This is a genomic window from Bifidobacterium aesculapii (genome assembly GCF_001417815.1).
GTDB lineage: Bacteria > Actinomycetota > Actinomycetes > Actinomycetales > Bifidobacteriaceae > Bifidobacterium > Bifidobacterium aesculapii.
In genome coordinates, this window is the sequence record NZ_BCFK01000001.1 from 1 (window position 1) to 21,814 (window position 21,814).

The following is a 21,814-nucleotide window of genomic DNA, read 5'->3' on the forward strand; positions in this document are numbered from 1 at the left end:
CCCGATTCTGGTGCGCAAAACCGTCGTTTTGCGCACCAGAATCGCGCGGAGGCAAGGAGCGGCCGAGTGGGGGCGCCTTTTATGTTCGCGACGGAGGCTGGCGTGTCGTTGTCGCGGCGAATCGTATTATGGATATTCGTGTGTGCCGGCGGCGCGCCTTATGTAACAGGAGCGTGGGCCGGGATATCCCGTGAATCGCATGGATCGCGCGCAGCAATGCGGCGGCGAGAGAGGAACGGGCCATCGGGCCGGTGGGCAGTGGCTGACTTTCCGATTCGGAACAGGTTCCGGACAGCAGGGAAGTGTGGCTCACGATGCTGCGGGCCTCACGGAACCAAGAGATAACCACTGAATCGGAGAATTCAAGTTGCCTACCATCGAACAGCTCGTCCGCAAGGGACGTTCGCCGAAGCCGAAGAAGTCGAAGACTTTGGCGCTCAAGGGCAGCCCGCTGCGTCGCGGCGTGTGCACCCGTGTCTACACCACCACCCCGAAGAAGCCGAACTCGGCCCTGCGTAAGGTCGCCCGTGTCCGCCTGTCCTCCGGCATCGAAGTCACCGCCTACATCCCGGGCGAGGGCCACAACCTGCAGGAGCACTCCATCGTGCTCGTGCGCGGAGGCCGTGTGAAGGATCTGCCGGGCGTGCGCTACCACATCGTGCGCGGCGCGCTCGATACCCAGGGTGTCAAGGACCGCAAGCAGGGTCGTTCCCTGTACGGAGCAAAGAAGGCGAAGTAAGAGATATGTCACGTAAAGGACCCGCTAAGAAGCACGTCGTGCTGCCCGATCCGATCTACGGCTCGACCGTCGTCGCGCAGCTGATCAACAAGATCCTCCTGGACGGCAAGAAGTCCATCGCCGAGGACATCGTCTACTCCGCGCTCGACATGGTCAAGGAGAAGACCGACCAGGAGCCGGTGGCCGTTCTCAAGCGCGCGCTGGACAACATCCGCCCGTCCCTCGAGGTGCGCTCCCGCCGTGTCGGCGGCGCCACCTACCAGGTGCCGGTCGAGGTCAAGCCGAACCGCGCCAACACCCTGTCCCTGCGCTGGCTGACCGACTTCTCCCGCGCCCGTCGCGAGAAGACCATGGCCGAGCGTCTCGCCAACGAGATCCTGGACGCCTCCAACGGTCTCGGCGCTTCTGTCAAGCGTCGCGAGGATACTCATAAGATGGCGGAGGCTAACAAGGCCTTCGCTCACTACCGCTGGTAATCCACTAGCCTGAGGAACACTAAGGATAAAGATGGCTGAAGAGCTTTCGGACCTGCACTACGTCCGTAACATCGGCATCATGGCCCACATCGATGCCGGCAAGACCACCACGACCGAGCGTATTCTGTACTACACCGGCAAGAGCTACAAGATCGGTGAGGTGCATGACGGCGCCGCGACGATGGACTTCATGGCTCAGGAGCAGGAGCGCGGCATCACCATTCAGTCCGCCGCCACCACCTGCTTCTGGAACCGTCAGACGCATGACACCAAGGACAAGTTCCAGATCAACATCATCGATACCCCTGGCCACGTGGACTTCACGGCCGAGGTGGAACGCTCCCTGCGTGTGCTCGATGGCGCCGTCGCCGTCTTCGACGGCAAGGAAGGCGTGGAGCCGCAGTCCGAGACCGTGTGGCGTCAGGCCGACAAGTACGGCGTGCCGCGCATCTGCTTCATCAACAAGATGGACAAGCTCGGCGCGAACTTCTACTACTCCGTCGACACCATCAAGGACAAGCTGGGTGCGACCCCGATCGTCATGCAGCTGCCGATGGGCGCCGAGAACGACTTCACCGGCGTCATCGACCTGGTCGAGATGAAGGCCTATGACTGGAACACCGGCGACGAGCTCGGTGCCCACTACAACATGGACCCGATTCCGGACGAGTACAAGGACAAGGCCGCCGAGTACCACGAGAAGCTCGTCGAAGCCGCCGCCGAGGCGAACGACGACCTCATGAACAAGTACTTCGAGGATGGCGACCTCTCCGTCGAGGACGTCCGCGCCGGCATCCGCCAGCTGACCATCGAGAAGCGCGCCTTCCCGGTGTTCTGCGGCTCCGCCTTCAAGGATAAGGGCGTCCAGCCGATGCTGGACGGCGTCATCGACTACCTGCCGTCCCCCGAGGACGTGCCGGCCATCAAGGGCTACAAGCCCGGCGACGAGTCCGTCGAGATCGACCGCAAGCCGTCCAAGAGCGATCCGTTCGCGGCCCTGGTCTTCAAGATCTCCACCCACCCGTTCTACGGCAAGCTCGTGTTCGTGCGCGTGTACTCCGGCTCCGTCACGCCGGGCGATTCCGTCCTGGATTCCACCCGCGGCAAGAAGGAGCGCGTCGGCAAGATCTTCCAGATGCACGCCGACAAGGAGAACCCGGTGGATATCGCCGACGCCGGCAACATCTACACCTTCGTGGGCCTCAAGAACGTCACCACCGGTGACACCCTGTGCGCCCTCGACGCGCCGATCTCCCTCGACTCCATGACCTTCCCGGAGCCGGTCATCCAGGTGGCCGTCGAGCCGAAGACCAAGGCCGACCAGGAGAAGATGGGCATCGCCCTCTCCAAGCTGGCCGAAGAGGACCCGACGTTCCAGGTCACCACGGACGAGGAGTCCGGCCAGACCCTGATCGCCGGCATGGGCGAGCTCCAGCTCGACATCATCGTCGACCGTATGCGTCGCGAGTTCAAGGTCGAGTGCACCCAGGGCAAGCCGCAGGTCGCCTACCGCGAGACCATCCGCAAGGCCGTCATGGACCAGGGCTACACGCACAAGAAGCAGACCGGTGGTTCCGGCCAGTTCGCGAAGGTCCTGATGAACTTCGAGCCGCTCGACACCACCGAGGGCAAGACCTTCGAGTTCGAGAACGCCGTCACCGGCGGCCACATCTCGCAGGAGTTCATCCCGTCCATCGAGGCGGGCGTCAAGGAGGCCATGGAATCCGGCATCCTCGCCGGCTTCCCGGTGGTGGGCGTCAAGGCGACCGTCACCGACGGCCAGATGCACCCGGTCGATTCCTCCGAAATGGCCTTCAAGCTCGCGGGCTCCATGTGCTTCAAGGAAGCCGCCCCGAAGGCCAAGCCGGTCATCCTCGAGCCGATCATGGCCGTGGAAGTCCGTACCCCGGAGGACTACATGGGCGAAGTCATCGGCGATCTCAACCAGCGCCGTGGCAACATCCAGTCCATGACCGACGCCACCGGTGTCAAGGTCATCGACGCCAAGGTGCCGCTGTCCGAGATGTTCGGCTACATCGGCGACCTGCGTTCGAAGACCCAGGGCCGCGCCATGTTCACCATGCAGATGGACTCCTACGCCGAGGTTCCGAAGAACGTCTCCGACGAGATCATCAAGGCCCAGCGCGGCGAGTGACACGCGTAGCTACGTTGATTTGCGCCACGTCTCCAGTCAGCGGTAATATCGTGTACCGCTGACTGGGTTCTGGCTCATCAATGTGGCACGAAACCCAGAAACCCAGTAACCCTACGAAACGTCCAGGAGGACAAAGTAATGGCAAAGGAAAAGTACGAGCGTACTAAGCCGCACGTTAACATCGGTACGATCGGCCACGTCGATCACGGCAAGACCACGCTGACCGCGGCCATCTCCAAGGTTCTGTACGAGGAGTACCCGGATCTCAACACCGAGTACGACTTCAACCAGATCGACTCCGCTCCGGAAGAGGCTGCTCGTGGTATCACGATCAACATCTCCCACATCGAGTACCAGACCGCGAAGCGCCACTACGCTCACGTCGACTGCCCGGGCCACGCCGACTTCGTGAAGAACATGATCACCGGTGCCGCCCAGATGGATGGCGCCATCCTCGTGGTCGCCGCCACCGACGGCCCGATGGCCCAGACCCGTGAGCACGTGCTGCTCGCCCGTCAGGTCGGCGTTCCGAAGATCCTGGTCGCCCTGAACAAGTGCGACATGGTCGACGATGAGGAGCTCATCGAGCTCGTCGAGGAAGAGGTCCGCGACCTGCTCGACGAGAACGGCTTCGACCGTGACTGCCCGGTCATCCACGTCTCCGCCTACGGCGCCCTGCACGACGACGCCCCGGATCACGAGAAGTGGGTCGAGCAGATCAAGAAGCTCATGGACGCCGTCGACGAGTACATCCCGACCCCGGTCCACGACCTGGACAAGCCGTTCCTGATGCCGATCGAGGACGTCTTCACCATCTCCGGCCGTGGTACCGTCGTCACCGGCCGTGTCGAGCGTGGCACCCTGGCCGTCAACACCCCGGTCGAGATCGTCGGCATCCGTCCGACCCAGAACACCACCGTCACCTCCATCGAGACCTTCCACAAGACCATGGACTCCTGCGAGGCCGGCGACAACACCGGTCTGCTGCTCCGTGGCCTCGGTCGTACCGATGTCGAGCGTGGCCAGGTCGTGGCCGCTCCGGGTTCCGTCACCCCGCACACCAAGTTCGAGGGTGAGGTCTACGTGCTGACCAAGGACGAGGGTGGCCGCCACTCGCCGTTCTTCTCCAACTACCGCCCGCAGTTCTACTTCCGCACCACCGACGTCACCGGCGTCATCGAGCTGCCGGAAGGCGTCGAGATGGTCCAGCCGGGCGATCACGCGACCTTCACCGTCGAGCTGATCCAGCCGATCGCTATGGAGGAGGGCCTCACCTTCGCCGTGCGTGAGGGTGGCCACACCGTCGGCTCGGGCCGTGTCACCAAGATCATCGCCTGATTCCATCAGCGATAGTCTTAGGAGGCGCTTGAACTAGCGTTACAGACGGAACCCCGGAAGCCCATCGGCTTCCGGGGTTCCGTCGTATATATCCCTGCCTTCGCCGTACCCGCCGGTACGGCGCGCCGGCACGGCATCATCCAGAAAACCGGGCTCTCGCATCCTTCCACGGCGGTCGTCATCGTGTCCACCGTGTCGTGTCATGCTGAGGTAGAGGGGTAGTGGCATAATAGCCAAGGCAAATTTTGGGGTGGCCCCATAATTTTCGAGAAATAGGTGACTAATCGTGGCACAGACTACCAATGACATCAAGAACGGTTCCGTCCTGAACCTTGACGGCCAGCTGTGGACCGTCCTCAAGTTCCAGCACGTCAAGCCGGGCAAGGGTCCCGCCTTCGTGCGCACCACCATCAAGAACGTGCTCTCCGGCAAGATCGTCGACAAGACGTTCAACGCCGGCATGAAGATCGACTTCGAGACCGTCGACAACCGCAACCTCCAGTACTCCTACGAGGATGGCGACAACCTGGTCTTCATGGACATGGAGACCTACGACCAGGTCTACGTGCCGAAGACCATCGTCGACACCAAGTTCCTGCTCGAAGGCACCGACTGCATCGTGTCCTTCCATGACGACACCCCGCTGAGCGTCGAACTGCCGGCCTCCGTGGTCCTGACCATCACCCACACCGAGCCGGGCCTGCAGGGCAACCGCTCCAACGCCGGCACCAAGCCCGCCACCGTCGAGACCGGTGCCGAGATCCAGGTTCCGCTGTTCATCAACGAAGGCGAGAAGGTCAAGGTCAACACGACCGACGGCTCATACCTGGGCCGCGAGAACTGATCCGTCCCACGGATTCCCCAGTCCCACAGGCACTAACCGATACGAAGGACGAAAAGCTGCATGGCACGTTCCACCGCCCGCAAGAGGGCTCTGAACACGTTGTATGAAGCGGACGAGAAGAGCCAGGACATCCTCTCCCTTCTCGACGAGCGCATCGAGACGCCCGGCGCGCAGACGCCGCTGCCCGAATACGCCATCGAGATCGTCAAGGGCGTCGCGGAGCATCTCGACGAGATCGACGCCACCCTGGACAAGCATTCCACCGGGTGGAAGGTCCGTCGTATGGGCGTGGTCGACCGCAACATCCTGCGTATCGCCGCATGGGAGATCCTCTTCAACGATGAGGTGCCCGACAAGGTCGCCATCGATGAAGCGCTCTCCCTCGCCAAGACATTGTGCGACGGGGATTCTCCCGCATTCATCCACGGACTCCTGTCCGCCATCTGCACGGCCAAGGAAAAGCCGTTGGATTGATGTTTTTCAAAACGCCTCCCGTGCCGGTCATGGGAGGCGTTTTTATGAGAGGCGTCCGGCCAGGTGCCGTGCGCCCGGGCCCGTGCGGACGCGCGATGCGTCGCATGACCATGCGCGTGTGCGTCTGTGCTGGCCGATAACCTAAGTTACGAATGACCCGAGAATTGATAAGGGGGTTTTGGTGAGCGATATCGCGAACTATACCAAGGACGATGCGGTCCTTGTATTGGAGGATGGACAGGTGTATGTGGGCGAGCCGTACGGCGCCCGTGGCTCCACCACGGGAGAGATCGTATTCGCCACCGGCATGACCGGCTATCAGGAGACGCTCACCGATCCGAGCTACGACCGTCAGATCGTCGTCCAGACCTTCCCGCATATCGGCGATACGGGAGTCAACGGCGAGGATCCGGAGTCCTCCCGCATCTGGGTCGCCGGCTACGTGGTGCGCGAACCCTCCCCGAACGTGAGCAACTGGCGCGCCGAAGGCAGCCTCGACGACGACCTCGTGCGCAACGGCATCGTCGGCCTCGCCGACATCGACACCCGCAAGCTGGTGCGCCACCTGCGCTCCGCGGGCGTGATGCGCGCCGGCATCTTCTCCGGCGATGCGCTCCTCGACGCCGAAGGCCGTCTCAAGGACGTCGACGACCTGCTCGAGGTCGTCAAGGCCACCCCGCAGATGCAGGGCCTGAGCCTGTACGACGAGGTCTCCACCAAGCAGACCTACACCATCGAGCCGTGCGGCGACTTCGCGGGCAAGGAACCGCTGTACACCGTGGCCGCAGTCGACCTCGGCATCAAGGCCATGACCCCGCACCGCATGGCGGAGCGCGGATGCCGCGTGCACGTCGTACCGTCCACCATCACGTTCGAGGAACTGACCGCCCTCAACCCGGACGGCGTGTTCTTCTCCAATGGCCCGGGCGACCCGGAACAGGCCGGCCCGGAGGTCGAGCTCCTGCGCAAGGTGCTCGACGCCGGCTACCCGTTCTTCGGCATCTGCTTCGGCAACCAGCTGCTCGGCCGCGCGCTCGGCTTCGGCACCTACAAGCTCAAGTTCGGCCACCGCGGCGTCAACCAGCCCGTCAAGGACATGACCACCGGCAAGATCGAGATCACCGCGCACAACCACGGCTTCGCCGTGGACGCGCCGATCGGCGAGACCGTGGACGCGCCGTTCGAGGGCGGCCGTTACGGCAAGGTGTTCGTCAGCCACATCGATCTCAACGACGACGTGGTCGAAGGTCTGCAGTGCGTGGACATTCCCGCGTTCTCCGTGCAGTACCATCCGGAGGCCGCGGCCGGCCCGCACGACGCGGCCTACCTGTTCGACCGTTTCTGCGACCTCATGAAGAACAATCCGCGCGGCGAACGCGCCAACACCATCGACTCCAAGGAAGGTAAGTGATATGCCGAAGCGCACCGACATCAAATCCGTGATGGTCATCGGCTCCGGCCCGATCGTGATCGGTCAGGCCGCGGAGTTCGATTACTCGGGCACTCAGGCATGCCGCGTCCTCAAGGAGGAAGGCATCCGCGTCATCCTCGTCAACTCCAACCCGGCGACGATCATGACCGACCCCGAGATGGCCGACGCCACCTACATCGAGCCGATCGCCACGCCGATCCTCGAGCAGATCATCGCCAAGGAACGCCCCGACGCGCTGCTGCCGACCCTCGGCGGCCAGACCGCGCTCAACGCCGCGATGGCGCTCGGCGAGGCCGGCGTGCTCAAGAAGTACAACGTCGAGCTCATCGGCGCCTCCCTCGAGGCCATCGACCGCGGCGAGGACCGCGAGCTGTTCAAGAAGGTCGTCGACGAGGCGGGCGCCGAATCCGCCCGTTCCCGCATCGCCCACACGCTCGCCGAAGTCGACCGCATCGCCGAGGAGTTCGGCTACCCGCTGGTCGTCCGCCCGAGCTTCACGATGGGCGGCCTCGGCTCCGGCATCGCGCATGACGAGGAGGAGCTGCACCGCATCGCCGGCGCCGGCATCCACTACTCGCCGACCGACGAGGTGCTCATCGAAGAGGGCATCGAGGGCTGGAAGGAATTCGAGCTCGAGCTCATGCGCGACCGCAAGGACAACGTCGTGGTCGTCTGCCCGATCGAGAACGTCGACCCGGTCGGCGTGCACACCGGCGACTCCATCACCGTGGCGCCGTGCTTCACGCTGACCGACCGCGAATACCAGAAGTTGCGCGACATCGGCATCGCCATCATCCGCGGCGTGGGCGTCGACACGGGCGGCTGCAACATCCAGTTCGCCATCCACCCGGACACCGGCCGCATCATCGTCATCGAGATGAACCCGCGCGTCTCCCGCTCCTCCGCGCTCGCCTCGAAGGCCACCGGCTTCCCGATCGCCAAGATCGCGACCAAGCTGGCCCTCGGCTACACGCTCGACGAGATCCGCAACGACATCACCCAGTCCACGCCGGCCTCCTTCGAGCCGACCATCGACTATGTCGTGACCAAGGTCCCGCGCTTCGCGTTCGAGAAGTTCCCGGGAGCCGATCCGACGCTCACCACGTCGATGAAGTCCGTCGGCGAGGCCATGGCCTTGGCCGGCAACTTCCAGGAGTCGCTCGGCAAGGCCATGCGCTCCATCGACAAGCGCCACATGGGCTTCAACTGGGACGGCGCCAAGCCCACCGAGGCCGAGGTCGCCGAACTGCTCAAGGCAATCCACACGCCCACCGAGAACCGCTATCTGGAGATCATGCGCGCCATCTGGGGCGGCGCCACCATCGAGCAGCTGTTCGCCGCCACGAAGATCGACCCGTGGTTCCTCAAGCAGCTCACGCTCATCAACGAGACCGCCCAAGCCGTGCGCGAGGCGGAGACGCTCAGCCGCCGCCTGCTGCGCCGCGCCAAGCTCGCCGGCCTGTCCGACCTGCAGATCGCGCACCTGCGTAACCTCGGCGACGAGGGCGAGAACACGGTCCGCGAGCTGCGCTGGACCTACGGTCTGCGCCCCGTGTACAAGACGGTCGACACCTGCGCCGCCGAGTTCGACGCGGCCACGCCGTACTACTACTCCTGCTACGCGGACGAGTCCGAGGTCAAGCCGCGCGAACGCGAGGCCGTGATCATCCTCGGCTCCGGCCCGAACCGCATCGGCCAGGGCATCGAGTTCGACTACACCTGCGTGCACGCGGTGCAGGAGCTCGGCAAGGACTATGACACGATCATGGTCAACTGCAACCCGGAGACCGTCTCCACCGACTACGACATCTCCGACCGTCTCTACTTCGAGCCGCTCACCTTCGAAGACGTGCTCGAGATCTACGAGGCCGAGAAGCGCATGGGCCCGGTCAAGGGCGTCATCGTGCAGCTCGGCGGCCAGACGCCGCTGTCGCTCGCCGCGCGCCTCAAGGCCGCCGGCGTGCCGATTCTCGGCACCACCCCGGAGGCCATCGACCTGGCGGAGAACCGCGAGCTGTTCGGCGAGGTGCTCAAGAAGGCGAAGATGAACGCGCCGCGCTACGGCACCGCGCTGAGCCTCGAGGAGGCCCAGGAGGCCGCGCACGCCATCGGCTACCCGGTGCTCGTGCGCCCGAGCTACGTGCTCGGCGGCCGCGGCATGGAGATCGTCTACGACAACGCGCAGCTCGAGAAGTACGTGAACCGCGCGCTGGCCGAGGCCCAGGCGGATACGGTCGTCTCCGGACGACTGCCCTCCCCGCTGCTCATCGACAAGTTCCTGCAGGACGCCATCGAGATCGACGTCGACGCGCTGTTCGACGGCGAGGAGCTGTACATCGGCGGCATCATGGAGCACATCGAGGAGGCCGGCGTGCACTCCGGCGACGCCGCGTGCACCCTGCCGCCGTCCACATTGTCCGACGACCAGATCCGTCGCCTCAGGGAAGGCACCTACGCCATCGCCAAGGGCTGCGACGTCAAGGGTCTGATTAACGTGCAGTACGCGTTCATGGCGAACACGCTGTACGTCATCGAAGCGAACCCGCGCGCCTCGCGCACCGTCCCGTTCGCCTCCAAGGCGACCGGCGTGGCGCTGGCCAAGGCCGCCGCGCGCATCATGGCGGGGGAGACCATCGCCGATCAGCGCGCCAACGGCCTGCTGCTGCCCAAGGGCGACGGCGGCGTCATGCACCGCGGCCAGCAGGTCGCGGTCAAGGAGTCCGTGCTGCCGTTCAAGCGTTTCCGCACGCCCGTCGGCAAGACCGTGGACATCCTGCTCGGACCCGAGATGCGCTCCACCGGCGAGGTCATGGGCTTCGACCGCGACTTCCCGCACGCGTTCGCCAAGAGCCAGCTCGCCGCCTACGAGGGTGGCCTGCCGACCCACGGCAACGTGTTCATCTCCGTGAACGACGCCGACAAGCGCCAGCTGCCGCTCATGGCCGTGCGTCTCGTCGAGCTCGGGTTCACGATCTGGGCTACCGAGGGCACCGCCTCCGTGCTGCGCCGCTACGGCATCGAGTCGAAGATCGTCGACAAGATCTCCAGCCGCGTCGACTCCGATCCGGAGGCGCCGGTGAAGGTGCTGCACGCGGAGGGCTCGGTCGGCAAGAACGTCGTCGAACTCATCGAGGACGGCGCCGTCGACATGATTCTCAACACCCCGAACTCGCGCGGATCGCGGTCCGACGGCTACTCCATCCGAGCCGCCGCCATCGCCGCCGACCTGCCGCAGTTCACCACCATCACGGAATTCTCCGCGGTGCTGCTGGCCATCGAGGCGGTCAAACGCAACGATTACCAGATCATGAGCATCCAGGAGCATTCCAAGCAGCTGTTCGAGTTGGAAAGCAAGGATTTCTGATCAGATTTCCTTTCACCCGAAAGAAGGGATCGCGATGAACACCAACCCTCAGGAAGAACAGGATAAGGAGCGCCTCGCACGGCGCTCGGACTTCGGTCTGCGTCTGCGCAATTCGATGGACAAGTATGGTCCGTTGTGCGTGGGCATCGACCCGCACCGAAAGCTGTTGACCGACTGGGGGTATGGAGTCGACGCCGACGGTGCGGAGATGTTCGCCATGCGCATGCTGCAGGCCGCGAACGGCCGCGCCGCCGCCGTCAAGTTCCAGTCGCCGATGTTCGAGCGTTACGGCTCGAAGGGCTTCGCCGCGTTGGAGCGTGTGCTGTACGCGGCGCGCCAGATGGGCATCATCACCATCGTCGACTGCCTGCACGGCGGACTGTCGACCACGATCTCCGCCATCGCCGACGCCTACTTCAAGCCGGGCGCGCCGTTGCGGGCCGATGCGATCACACTGCTGCCGTACTACGGCGCGCGATCGCTGCAGGGGCTCATCGACGACGCGCTCGACAACGGGCGCGGCGTGTTCATCGCCTCCCTCACCTCGAACGAGGAAGGCAAAAGCCTGCAGAGCGCCATCCGCCAGACCGGCGACTACGCGGGCAAGACGGTGGCGTACGGCATCGCCGCCACCGCACAGAAAAACAACGAGGACGTCGACGGCATGGGCTCCGTCGGTCTCGTCATCGGCGCGACCATCGGCCAGTGGATCAACGAGACCGGCGTCGACCCGGCGCACTTCACCGGACCGATCCTGTCGCCCGGATACGGCTGGCAGGGCGCCGACGCGAAGGACCTGCGTACCGTGTTCAAAGGCACGAAGGGCAACGTGCTCGTCACCGTGTCGCGTTTCATCGCGTCGCACGGGCCGGACATCGCCGCGCTGAGCGAGGCCACTGAGGCCATTTCGCTCGACGTGCGTCAGGCGCTGCTGGAGGCCACACGCATCGGTGACGACGATGACCGCAAGACCGCCGCCGAACCGGTCGAATCGCAGCCGGAGACCGTCGTCGAGACGCAACCGGACACCAGGGAGAGCATCACCGTGAATACGAACGACACCACCGACGCCGCCAAGGTCGCCACGGACGCGACGGACGCCGCGACCGAGGCCGCCGAGGCGAGCACGGAGGCCGCGAAGGCCTCCGGCGAGACGCAGGCCGAGCAGATCGACGAGGAGGTGCTGCGCGGCGGCAAGCTGCTCGTGCTCACCGGCCCCGCCGGCGTGGGCAAGGGCACCGTCGAGGTCGCGCTGCGCAAGAAGCACCCCGAGGTGTGGGTGTCCGTGTCGGCGACGACGCGCGACCCGCGCCCCGGCGAGGTCAACGGCGTGAACTACTGGTTCCTGAGCGAGGAGGAGTTCGCCGACAAGGAGAAGGCCGGCGAGTTCCTCGAGACCGCGCTCGTGCACGGTCTGGCGCATTACGGCACGCTGCTGCAGCCGCTGGTGGACCACATGTCCGTCGGCACGCCGACGATTCTCGAGATCGACCTGCAGGGCGCGCGCCGCGTCAAGGAGAAGGCAGCGGAACTCGGCCTCGAGGTGGTGACGGTGTTCATCGCCCCGCCGAGCTTCGACGAGCTGGTGCGCCGTCTGACCAACCGCGGCACCGAGACCGAGGAGCAGCGCAAGCGTCGTCTGGAGACCGCGCACGTCGAGCTCGCCGCCGAGCATGAGTTCGACGTGACTATCGTCAACGACGACGTCAACCGCGCCGCGGACCAGCTGTGGGATATCATCGCCAAGGAGTACGGCAAGGAGGCGTGACACACACGTGACACGCACAAGTGGTGGCACGCGCGCACAAAGCGCGTTGCCCCCCTCACGTGTGCGTGCCACCCTCCCATGGTGCGGTAACACATTTTCTCCATAACCGCGGAATCACGCCATTTTCGCCGACCGCACCATGGGGAGTTTACCGCACCATGGGAGGTTGTGCCGTGGGAGGTTCACCGTGCCATGGGAGTTGCGGCGCTTGCGGCGGGGGGTGTGGCGCTTGCGGCCTTGCGTTCGGCGATGAGGTGGTCGGCGAGTTTGGGTTTTTCGGTGAGTTGGCCGGTGAAGCCGGGGCGGATGTCCATGTGCAGCACGAGGCTCGTGCGGTAGCCTTGGCCCGCGAGCTTCTTCGCGGCCTCGCCGGCCACGTGCAGCACCTCGTCGAGGTCTCCCTCCACGTCGGTGAACAGCGCGTTCGTCTCCTGCGGGAGTCCGGAGTCGCGAATCACCTCGATGGCCTGCGAGACGTACGGCGAGACCTCCGATCCGGCGCCGGTCACCGACACCTGAATCGCGGCGACGGTGTTGAGATACGGTTTGCCGGTCTTCGGGTCGATGGGGACCTCCTGTTTCACAGCGAAACGGTCGGTCGCGGTATTGAGGGCGGCGGACTGAGCGGACTGAGCCGGCTGTCCGGTGGCGTGTCCGTCGGTGTTCTGCGTCATCGTTTCCTGCGTCATATTCGGGTTCACCGCCACTGCCACGCGTGGTCCATCGGGCCGGAGCCGTGGCCCAGGTCGAGCATCGCGTTCAGCGCGCCGGTCAGATACTCCTTCGCGTGCCGGATCGCCTCGGGCAGCGTCTCGCCCTTCGCGAGGTTCGACGCGATCGCCGAGCTCAGCGTGCAGCCGGTGCCGTGCGTGTTCGGATTGTCGACGCGCGAACCCTCGAACCACGTGACCGTGCCGTCCGTCTCGGCGAGCACGTCGTTCGCGTCGTTCGTGTGGTGCCCTCCCTTGACGAGCGCCGCGCAGCCGTAGCGTGCGACGAGCGCGCGCGCCGCCGCCTCCATCGAATCGGCGTCGACGATCGCCATGCCGGTGAGCTCCTGCGCCTCGGGGATGTTCGGCGTGATGACCGTGGCGAGCGGGAACAGCTTCGACGTCAACGCGGCGATCGCGTCGTCGCTGATGAGCTTCGCGCCGGACGTGGCGACCATGACCGGGTCGAGCACGACGTTCGCCGCGTGATGGAACGTGAGCCGGTCGGCGATCACGTCGATGATGTCCGTGGCGGACACCATGCCGATCTTGACCGCCAGCGGCGGGATGTCCTCGAACACGGCGTCGATCTGGTCGGCGAGGATCGCCGGCTCCGTGTCCTGGATGGAGCGCACGCCGGTCGTGTTCTGCGCGGTGAGCGCGGTGATCACGCTCATGCCGAACACGCCGTTGGCGAGCATGGTCTTCAGGTCCGCCTGCATGCCGGCGCCGCCGGACGAATCCGAACCGGAGATCGCGAGCACGGGGGGAAGGGTGGTTGCATGTGTTGGCATGCCGTCCAGTCTAGTCGGGGAAGGCCCGTTTTTCACCTGTTCCGGCCGCTGATTTCCTTGGATTTCCCTTGATTCCGCGGCGGTTGTGTGGTGTGATGGAACGGGCCCGGACAAGGGCCGGAAAACATCCAGCGGGAGAGGGGAACCATGTCCGACGACGTGTTGCGCCGCGACGGCGTGCTGGCGCGCATCACCGGATTCGACGAGGGACGCGTCGCCTATTACGCGACGATGCCGAACGGGCGGAGCACGCAGCTCACGTTCCCGCGGCAGGAGGTGTTCGACGTGGGTGACGTGCTGCTCGTCGGCGACGGCTTCTACACGAAGGTGCCCGCCTCCGTCTGGCCGGTGAAACCCCGCGTCGGCGTCGTGCGCCGCGCCTTGGAGGACGCTGTCGTCCTGGAGACCTCGGACGGGCTGGAACTGCTCGAAGGCGACTATCCGGTGGACATCGCCCCCGGCAACACGGTGGAGTTCACCGACCTGTTCGGCATCGAACGCGTGCTGTGGCCGACGGCCATCCGCCCCGGCGAATCCGACCACGACGACGACATCAAACAGTACCGGATCACGCCGAGCGCCGACCCGGACCTCACGTTCTCGTCGTTCGGCGGCTACGAGCAGGTCGTCACGCGCGCCAAGGAGCTCATCGAGACGCAGCTCGGCAACAGCGTGCAGATGCGCGCCATCGGCGCCAAACCGATCAAGGGCGTGATCTTCACCGGCGCGCCCGGCACCGGCAAGACGCATCTGGCGCGCATCATCGCCAACGTGGCCGACGCGCAGTTCTACCTCGTCTCCGGCCCGACCATCGTGAGCAAATACGTGGGCGACAGCGAGGAGACGCTGCGCATGATCTTCGCCGCCGCGCAGGCCGACCGGCGCGCCATCATCTTCTTCGACGAGATCGACTCGATCGCCTCCTCGCGCGACACCGACACGAACGGCGTGGGCAAGCGTCTCGTCGCCCAGCTCCTGACGCTCATGGACGGTTTCGCGTCCAAGGGCAACGTGGTGGTCGTCGCCGCCACGAACCGCATCGAGGACGTGGATCCGGCGCTGCTGCGCCCGGGCCGCTTCGACTGGCAGATCCCGTTCCCGATGCCGGGCGAGCACGACCGTCTTGCGATCCTCGAGGTGCAGGAGCGGGCGCTTTCCACCGAAGGGGAGCTGCCGCTCGCGGACATCGCGCGGCGCACCGAGGGCTGGAGCGGCGCCGAGGTGTGCGCCATCTGGACGGAGGCGGCGCTCGTCGCCGCCAAGGACCGCCGCGCCGCGATCCGCGCGAGCGATCTCACGACCGCGTTCGAACGCGTCGAACGCCGCCCGGAGCTGCGCGCGCACCGGGGCTAGGAGAAGCGGGATAGGAGAAGCGGAATGGCATCCGAACCGCTGCGATTGGCCGTCGTCGACAATGACAGGATCACGTTGATCGGATTGTGTTCGATCATCACGCACAGCATGCCGCAGGTGCAGGTCGTCTGGACGGAGACCGATGGACGCAAGGCGATCGACAAGGCGCTGGATCCATTGCACGCCGTGGACGTGCTGTTGGTGGACATGAGTCTTGAGGATATGCCGGGAACGGCCGTATGCCGACAGATACGGGCACGCGCGACCAGACCGATGGCGATACTCGCCATCACGGCGTTTTCGTTGAATCATTATGCGCGGGCGGCGGCCGAAGCGGGTGCGCAGGGCATCGTCGGCAAGACCGATTTCCGACGGTTGGGTGACGCCGTGGCCCGTGTGGCGGCCGGAGGCGTGTTCGCCGAAGGATTGCTTGACGATACGATCCGTTTCGATACGGTCGATGCGGCGGAGCGTCGTCTGGGACCGTCGGGCGAGAGGTCCGAACAGGCATTGTCCGGCAGGGAGCGCGAGATCGTGGAATGGTATGCGAAATCGATGAAACCCGCGGAAATCGCCAAGAGACTCGGAATCCAAGTCTCGACGGTGACGACGGCGCTGAAAAGAGCACAGGGCAAGTGGGGTCTACATTCCCGCTCCGAACTGGTCAATGAATGGTGGAAACGCCAATGGTGAACTGGAACGAGTTGAAACGCAAAATCCTGACGGCGCGGGGAATATTCCTCATCGCCACGACGTTGACGGGGCTGTTGCAGATTCTCGTATGGATCATCGAACCTCCGTCGGGTTGGATGGGGAACGTGCTCTCCGCCGTGTATGTCGCCGCGATCTTCGCATTGCCGTTCGCAAAACGGTATGCGGCATGGGCGATAGTGGTGGTGTGCTGCATCGATGAGATATCCCCCGCCATCGAAGGGCCGAACGAGGGCATGGGATTGATGCTGAGCATGCTGCTGCTCGGATATGCATCCCATCATTGGTCCGATGCGCTGGCGGGCGCGTCGATCGTGGTGAGTGCCGGTTACGATATATATCGGTTCCCAGAGGATACGGGATATGCATTCCCGCAAGGTGCCGTCGGCATAGCGTTGTCGTATGGGATACCGTACTGTTGCGGAATCATCCTGTGGCAGCGTCGCAGCCTGCGTAAGGCCCAGAAGGATAGGGAGCGTCTGGAAGCCTATCAGCGGGACATCGCCGTCGCATCGAGGATTCACGAGGCGGTCTCGGGCAATCTCGCGCGCATCATGCTGGAGTCGCAGCATCTGTCCGATGAGGGTGATGAGAAGACGAGACGGGGTGTCGCGGAAATCAGACATGACGCGGAACAGGCGCTGCGGGATGTGCATGCGGTCATCGACTATCTGGATGACGATGGCACGCATACGCGAAAGCTTCCTCAGGCATCGTATATGGAGACGTTGGAGTCCGTCGTCCATGCCGGTGACAGACGGTTGCATGCGCGGGGTATCCAAGGGGAGAGCGTCATTCAGGGCATGTGCACGGCGGCCGTCGACGACCGTTGCATGCTGTCGCTGGAAGTATTACGTGAAACGTATACGAACATCGAGAAACACGCCCGGCATGAAGGGGACGGCTACCGTCTCACCGTGGTGGTGACCGGAAGCCGATTCATGCTGTCCCAGACGAATTCACTCCCTCAGGAGGTTGGTTGGATGGAACAGCCGCAATCAGGAAGAGGACTGGAGCTGCTGGCCAAGCGTATCCGCAATTACGGAGGCGAGATGCGGTGGAGCAAGGATGAGGATATCTGGTCGTTGTTCTGCGAACTACCTCTTATGGATCGGGCCGCATAGAATCGGAATTGGAATTCCGCAAAAAAGGGTAGTGGGTGACGGTTGTTCATCTGTTTGAGTTATAGAAGGCGTTGTTCCCGTCGTTGGTGCGAATGACAAGGTGATGGTGACGAAAGCGGCAATGATGGCGTGCATGGTTGTTCCTTTCATATATGACGTACACATCCGATAATGTTCATAATTGTGTGCCCATGCGATATCGGAAACCGCTTGTCCCCCGATTGGGGGACAAGCGGTTGGGTTGCGGTGTGAATGGCCTCATTATGTGTGATGGTTCCTCAGACTGGGGAATCACATGACATAAGGAGATTCAACATGAGCATGAATGAAAAGCAGATTGTCGGGGAGTCCTTCGATGATCTGTCCGATAACGAAATGGCACTGCTGACGGGAAGAGGGAATGATGACGTGGCTCCGGCTTCCTCACTTACGGTCACTATTCCCATCTCACCTTATCTTATTACCGGAGGAATTACCGCAACGCTGTCGCTGGCGGGAAAGTGCCACAAGTAGGTAATGGAAGATAGTGTTTCGTCTCTCTGTTCGGTATTAAACGGAGAAACGAAACACTATTATTATTTGAATCAAGAGTGTGGATATGTTTCGTGCGATACTGTTTCGCGATTGCAAGCAAATGATAAGCTCCGTCGGTATTATTATTTGCTTATCACTATATATGGTCATAGGATGCGGTGTGGAACTGGCGGCAGTAGCAATATCTCGCTATAGCGTCTTTCTGATGTTTTATTTGTGCGCGGTTTGGTCGTTTGGTATCACCGGCGGGTTGACTGAATTAATTAAATATGATAAGAATTCCGGTATATTCAGTTTGCTTCATCAGATTGACGGAGGCTTTGCGAAGTATTATTTTGCGAAAATGATTCTTCCGATCATTCTCATGGCAATCGAATGTGCTGTGATGTGGGTGATATATATCCCATATGGCTTACAGAACGGTTTGCGATTTCAAGATATTGTGTTGAGTGTGATTGTGGCTGAATGCATGACTGTGTCCCTCATCTCTCTAAGTCTCCTGGTTATTAGCTGGAGTGGGGGAAAACTTCTTCCTGTACTTGCGGTCGCCGAGTTGGTTGTTTTGACGATGTTCGTCGTCATTGCGGTGTTTTCTGTATTTGCCGCCGTCGCACTGACGTTGGTCTTCGCCTGTGGTGTACTAGTGTCTTTGGCCCTGTATGTTCACAGTCATTATGTATGTGTTCTGAAATGATTTCCGTGGTTGTCCCCCCCCGATTGGGGGGGTGTTCCTATGTTTTTGTCAATTCCGTAGGGGGTTGATGTGTCGGGTTTTGGTTGGTTGTCGTGGGCGTGCTTCGCCTCGCCGGTGGCGACCGGTGTGTTCGTCCTTCGTGGTGTTCAGGCGGCGAGGGTCGGTTCCTGGTAGAGGGTGCCGTTCTTGAGCATGCTGTAGATGACGTCGCAGCGGCGTCGGGCGAGGCAGATGACGGCGGCGTTGTGGTGTTTGCCTTGTTCGCGCTTGCGCTTGTAGTAGGCGATGGAGGATGGGTGTTTGGTGGATGCGACGAACGCGGATTGCCATAATGCGTTCTTGAGTCGTTTGTTGCCGCCTCTGGCGGGGCGTTCGCCTTTGATGCTGGTGCCGGACTGGCTGGTGACGGGGGCGATGCCGGCGTACGCGGCGAGGTGGGCCGCGCTTTTGAAGCGGGTGACGTCGCCGCCTATGCCGAGGAGGATGTTGCTCGCGGTCCTGACGCCCACCCCGGGCATCGACGTCAGGACCCGGAGAAGAGGGTGGTCCTCCAGGAGCCTTTCGACCTGCGCGGCGAGGTCGCGCCGCCGGTCCTTGATGGTCTTGATGTCATGGGCGATCGAGGGGATGATGGTCTCGGCCGTGAGCGTGCCGGACACGGTGACGGTCTGCTGGCCGATCGCCTTGAACATGTCGTCGATGATGGTCCCGGCGCGCAGCTTGTTGTCCTTGGCCCACGCCCTGACCTGGTCGATGCCGGCCTTTTCCATGCCGGCGGGCCCGCCGTAGTGCTCGAGCAGGGCGAGGGTCGCGTCGCGGGTGATGCGGTCGCCCTTGAGGGCGCGTTCGAACGCGGGGTGGGTCTGCAGGAGCAGGCTCCGCAGGCGGTTGATGTGGCGGGTGGATTCGTGGGCGAGGTCCTCGTCGTGGCCGGCGAGCAGCTTCAGGGCGGCGAGGGTCTCGTCGTCCGGGCCGGCGTCCCTGAGGCTCTCGGGGAGCCTGAGCGCGGCCCACGCGATCACGTGCGCGTCGCGCTGGTCGGTCTTCGCGGTCCCGGGAGGGAGCTGCGCGGTCCGGCGCATCGCCGTTCCGGGCAGGTACGCGGCCGCGACGCCCATGCTCCGGGCCACGGTCAGGGGCAGGGAGCCGATGGTGTTGGGCTGGTCGACGACCAGCAGCACGCGGCCGTGTTCGCAGAGGCGTTCCAGCATCGTGCGGATGGCGTTCTCGTCCTGTTTGAGCGGCCTGTCGTACAGGGTGTTCCCGTCGCGGTCGAGGGCGCACGCGTGGTGCGCGCTCTTGCCCACGTCCAGGCCGACCCACACGTCGATGTCGTCCGGGCTCATCATTGTCCTCCCGTCATGGGGTTCCGTCGGCCGCCGCGACTCGGTCGATGGAGTCCGGACGCCCGTGCCGCATCCACATTACGGAGAGACCTGGGCCATGCGCCCCGACGCGTCCATGCGGCCGGCCTGGTTCCTATCAGCGGTCATCGAACGTCCCCGCTCCCGGCGACAACACCCCCCGGATCATCAACGACAGGGCGAGACAGTCATACCGGAACCGGCGACCCGGCCCCGACCACCGGGACCTACCAAACATGGTAATGGGCAAATGGTTGGGGGCGTCATCAATGGGTGATTATTTGGAGGTTTGAGCCCCGGGCGGAAGACATCCACACGCTCACACGGCCCACTTTCTATTGAACAGACACAACTGGGGTTATTGCGAGACGGCACCGGCGTGCGTGATGGTTGGGCACCGTCGGTGCCGTCCTTGTTCGTGGCGGCTGGTCGATGGTTACTTGCCGGGGCGTGTTCGCGCATGTTCCAGTCGCCGGTTTCTATCCAGGTGGTGTTGTGCACGATCCTGTCCATGATGGCGTCGGCGTGGGTGCCGCCACCGAGCCGTTGGTGCCAGTCCTTCTGGGGGTATTGGGTGGCGAACAGGGTGCTGCCGGTGTCGTGGCGGCGTTCCATGAGCTCGAACAGGAACGCGCGGAAGCGCTCCTCGGGCGGGTCGAACAGCCATCCGTCGAGCGCGAGGACCGTGTACGCGCTGTATCGTTTGAGCAGTTTCGAGCGTCCCTGGGGCTTGTCGGCGGCCTGTCGCCATTCCTCCTCGAGGTCAGGGATGCGGATGTAGCGTGCCCGGTACCGGTTGCGGCACGCCTGTCGGGCCAGGGCGCAGATGATCCAGCTTTTGCCGGACCCGCAGTAGCCCTAGGCTATGTCTGTTCAATAGAAAGTGGGCCGTGTGAGCGTATGGAAAGATTCCAATTCCCCGTTGTCCCCCGATTGGGGGACAACCGGTTGGGTTGCGGTGTGAATGGCCTCATTATGAGTGATGGTTCCTCAGACCGGGGAATCACATGACATAAGGAGGCTCATTATGAGCATGAATGAAAAGCAGATCGTCGGCGAGTCCTTCGAGGATTTGTCCGATAAGGATATGGCGATGCTTACCGGACGTGGTGATGATGAGGTCGCACCGGCCTCATTCACTCCGACGATGGGTGAATTTGTCACATTGACCCTTATCAGCATTCAGGTTTGCACGCGTACGCTGTACAAGTGCAAGTGAGATTGCAGAGACGATGATGTCGATGATGCTCGAGGCTTCCTGGTTCAGAGAAACCCGTTACGTCCTGTCGAATTGGCTTCAGGCATTGCTGTTCTTCGGTATACCGGTGATCACCATAGCCAATATGGCGTGGAATCCCTATACGGCGGTTGAGAAGATGCTGTACACCGTCAGCAACTACGTGGCGTGGAGCGGAGGATTCCTGTTGGTATCGGCCAACTCGAGCTCCGAGGACCGTGCCAAGGGCATCATCGAACTCATCGTGCAATCCGGCAATCCGTTGTGGTCGTATTCCCTAGGCAAATCGTTGTTCTATGGATGCTCGGCCATGCTGACGCAAATCGTCGGAACCGTCATGGTCGCCGTGATCGGTAGCTGGCGTTTCGACTGGAATATGATGCTGCTGGTGGGAATGTCCATTGCCGTGCAACTGCTGACCGTATTGTGCGGAGGCCAGCTCATCATGGCCGCCACGATCATGAACCGGTACATGGGAGTTCTCGTTTGGGGGATGTATTCCTACGCGCTGGTCGGCCTGTCGATAGTGACGATGAGCCCGGGACGCCCGTTGCGCGAGAACATGACCGGACTGATCATCATCGGATTGGTGTTGATGGTCTTCGGGACGGTATTGGTCCAAGCGATATCGAGAAGGTTCTCCGTACCGGTCCTATGCAAAGGCACTACAAGCAAACTTAATGAATTACAGAAAGCATAACGA

At 63.1% G+C, this 21,814-nt stretch carries 19 protein-coding genes and 2 pseudogenes; 17 read left to right on the forward strand and 4 right to left on the reverse strand.

Annotation, left to right across the window (positions count from 1 at the left end; all coding sequences use genetic code 11):
• Positions 1–367 precede the first annotated feature (367 nt).
• The 10 genes and pseudogenes from rpsL (at position 368) to gmk (ending at position 12,590) form a co-directional block, all read left to right on the forward strand.
• The gene (gene rpsL / locus BFAL_RS00005) at positions 368–739 is read left to right on the forward strand and encodes a 30S ribosomal protein S12 (RefSeq protein ID WP_003825774.1); all 372 of its coding nucleotides are present in this window, start codon (positions 368–370) and stop codon (positions 737–739) included.
• 5 nt (positions 740–744) lie between these two features.
• Entirely contained in the window at positions 745–1,215 is a 471-nt protein-coding gene (gene rpsG / locus BFAL_RS00010) for a 30S ribosomal protein S7 (protein WP_033518539.1), read from the forward strand.
• A 31-nt stretch (positions 1,216–1,246) separates the two neighbouring features.
• A complete protein-coding gene (fusA, locus tag BFAL_RS00015; protein ID WP_055426417.1) occupies positions 1,247–3,370 on the forward strand; it encodes an elongation factor G in 2,124 nt (707 codons plus the stop codon).
• Positions 3,371–3,508: 138 nt separating this feature from the next.
• Positions 3,509–4,708, forward strand: coding sequence for an elongation factor Tu (tuf, locus tag BFAL_RS00020; RefSeq protein WP_055426418.1), 1,200 nt, complete (start codon positions 3,509–3,511; stop codon positions 4,706–4,708).
• 286 nt (positions 4,709–4,994) lie between these two features.
• Positions 4,995–5,552 carry an elongation factor P gene (gene efp / locus BFAL_RS00025; protein ID WP_055426419.1) on the forward strand — a complete coding sequence of 186 codons (558 nt, stop codon included), beginning with the start codon at positions 4,995–4,997 and terminating at the stop codon, positions 5,550–5,552.
• A gap of 60 nt (positions 5,553–5,612) precedes the next feature.
• Entirely contained in the window at positions 5,613–6,026 is a 414-nt protein-coding gene (nusB, locus tag BFAL_RS00030) for a transcription antitermination factor NusB (protein ID WP_055426420.1), read from the forward strand.
• A 181-nt stretch (positions 6,027–6,207) separates the two neighbouring features.
• Positions 6,208–7,437, forward strand: coding sequence for a glutamine-hydrolyzing carbamoyl-phosphate synthase small subunit (gene carA, locus BFAL_RS00035; RefSeq protein ID WP_236691597.1), 1,230 nt, complete (start codon positions 6,208–6,210; stop codon positions 7,435–7,437).
• A gap of 1 nt (position 7,438) precedes the next feature.
• Positions 7,439–10,822 (forward strand): carbamoyl-phosphate synthase large subunit, encoded by a 3,384-nt coding sequence (carB, locus tag BFAL_RS00040; RefSeq protein WP_055426422.1) that lies wholly within the window; start codon positions 7,439–7,441, stop codon positions 10,820–10,822.
• Positions 10,823–10,856: 34 nt separating this feature from the next.
• Positions 10,857–11,783 (forward strand): annotated as a pseudogene (gene pyrF, locus BFAL_RS00045) (orotidine-5'-phosphate decarboxylase); the annotation flags it as partial.
• A gap of 219 nt (positions 11,784–12,002) precedes the next feature.
• Positions 12,003–12,590: a guanylate kinase gene (gmk, locus tag BFAL_RS10485; protein WP_082440207.1), complete on the forward strand. Its 588-nt coding sequence runs from the start codon at positions 12,003–12,005 to the stop codon at positions 12,588–12,590.
• A gap of 182 nt (positions 12,591–12,772) precedes the next feature.
• Here the strand turns inward: gmk and BFAL_RS00050 are convergent, their stop codons facing one another.
• Both BFAL_RS00050 and thiD read right to left on the reverse strand, forming a co-directional pair.
• Complete coding sequence (locus BFAL_RS00050) at positions 12,773–13,264, reverse strand: thiamine-binding protein (protein WP_082440208.1); 492 nt, start codon at positions 13,262–13,264, stop codon at positions 12,773–12,775.
• Between the two features lie 23 nt (positions 13,265–13,287).
• Positions 13,288–14,094: a bifunctional hydroxymethylpyrimidine kinase/phosphomethylpyrimidine kinase gene (thiD, locus tag BFAL_RS00055; RefSeq protein WP_055426423.1), complete on the reverse strand. Its 807-nt coding sequence runs from the start codon at positions 14,092–14,094 to the stop codon at positions 13,288–13,290.
• A 147-nt stretch (positions 14,095–14,241) separates the two neighbouring features.
• Between thiD and BFAL_RS00060 the strand changes: the two genes are divergently transcribed.
• The 5 genes from BFAL_RS00060 (at position 14,242) to BFAL_RS00080 (ending at position 18,510) form a co-directional block, all read left to right on the forward strand.
• Positions 14,242–15,447 carry an AAA family ATPase gene (locus BFAL_RS00060; RefSeq protein WP_055426424.1) on the forward strand — a complete coding sequence of 402 codons (1,206 nt, stop codon included), beginning with the start codon at positions 14,242–14,244 and terminating at the stop codon, positions 15,445–15,447.
• Positions 15,448–15,471: 24 nt separating this feature from the next.
• Positions 15,472–16,140, forward strand: coding sequence for a response regulator transcription factor (locus BFAL_RS00065; protein WP_055426425.1), 669 nt, complete (start codon positions 15,472–15,474; stop codon positions 16,138–16,140).
• Positions 16,134–17,282 (forward strand): sensor histidine kinase, encoded by a 1,149-nt coding sequence (locus tag BFAL_RS00070; RefSeq protein ID WP_055426426.1) that lies wholly within the window; start codon positions 16,134–16,136, stop codon positions 17,280–17,282. Before BFAL_RS00065 ends, BFAL_RS00070 begins: the two co-directional genes overlap by 7 nt.
• Before the next feature lie 315 nt (positions 17,283–17,597).
• Positions 17,598–17,795 (forward strand): lichenicidin A2 family type 2 lantibiotic, encoded by a 198-nt coding sequence (locus tag BFAL_RS00075; RefSeq protein ID WP_055426427.1) that lies wholly within the window; start codon positions 17,598–17,600, stop codon positions 17,793–17,795.
• A 181-nt stretch (positions 17,796–17,976) separates the two neighbouring features.
• A complete protein-coding gene (locus tag BFAL_RS00080; protein WP_152973431.1) occupies positions 17,977–18,510 on the forward strand; it encodes a hypothetical protein in 534 nt (177 codons plus the stop codon).
• A gap of 146 nt (positions 18,511–18,656) precedes the next feature.
• Here BFAL_RS00080 and BFAL_RS00085 read toward each other — a convergent pair whose 3' ends face one another.
• Positions 18,657–19,856, reverse strand: a complete 1,200-nt coding sequence (locus BFAL_RS00085; protein WP_055426436.1) for an IS110 family RNA-guided transposase — start codon at positions 19,854–19,856, stop codon at positions 18,657–18,659.
• A 186-nt stretch (positions 19,857–20,042) separates the two neighbouring features.
• Positions 20,043–20,720: pseudogene (locus tag BFAL_RS11750) on the reverse strand (ATP-binding protein); the annotation flags it as partial.
• Positions 20,721–20,901: 181 nt separating this feature from the next.
• Between BFAL_RS11750 and BFAL_RS00090 the strand changes: the two are divergent.
• Positions 20,902–21,093, forward strand: coding sequence for a lichenicidin A2 family type 2 lantibiotic (locus BFAL_RS00090; protein ID WP_055426429.1), 192 nt, complete (start codon positions 20,902–20,904; stop codon positions 21,091–21,093).
• A gap of 13 nt (positions 21,094–21,106) precedes the next feature.
• A complete protein-coding gene (locus BFAL_RS00095) occupies positions 21,107–21,811 on the forward strand; it encodes a hypothetical protein (protein ID WP_055426430.1) in 705 nt (234 codons plus the stop codon).
• Positions 21,812–21,814: the final 3 nt, after the last annotated feature.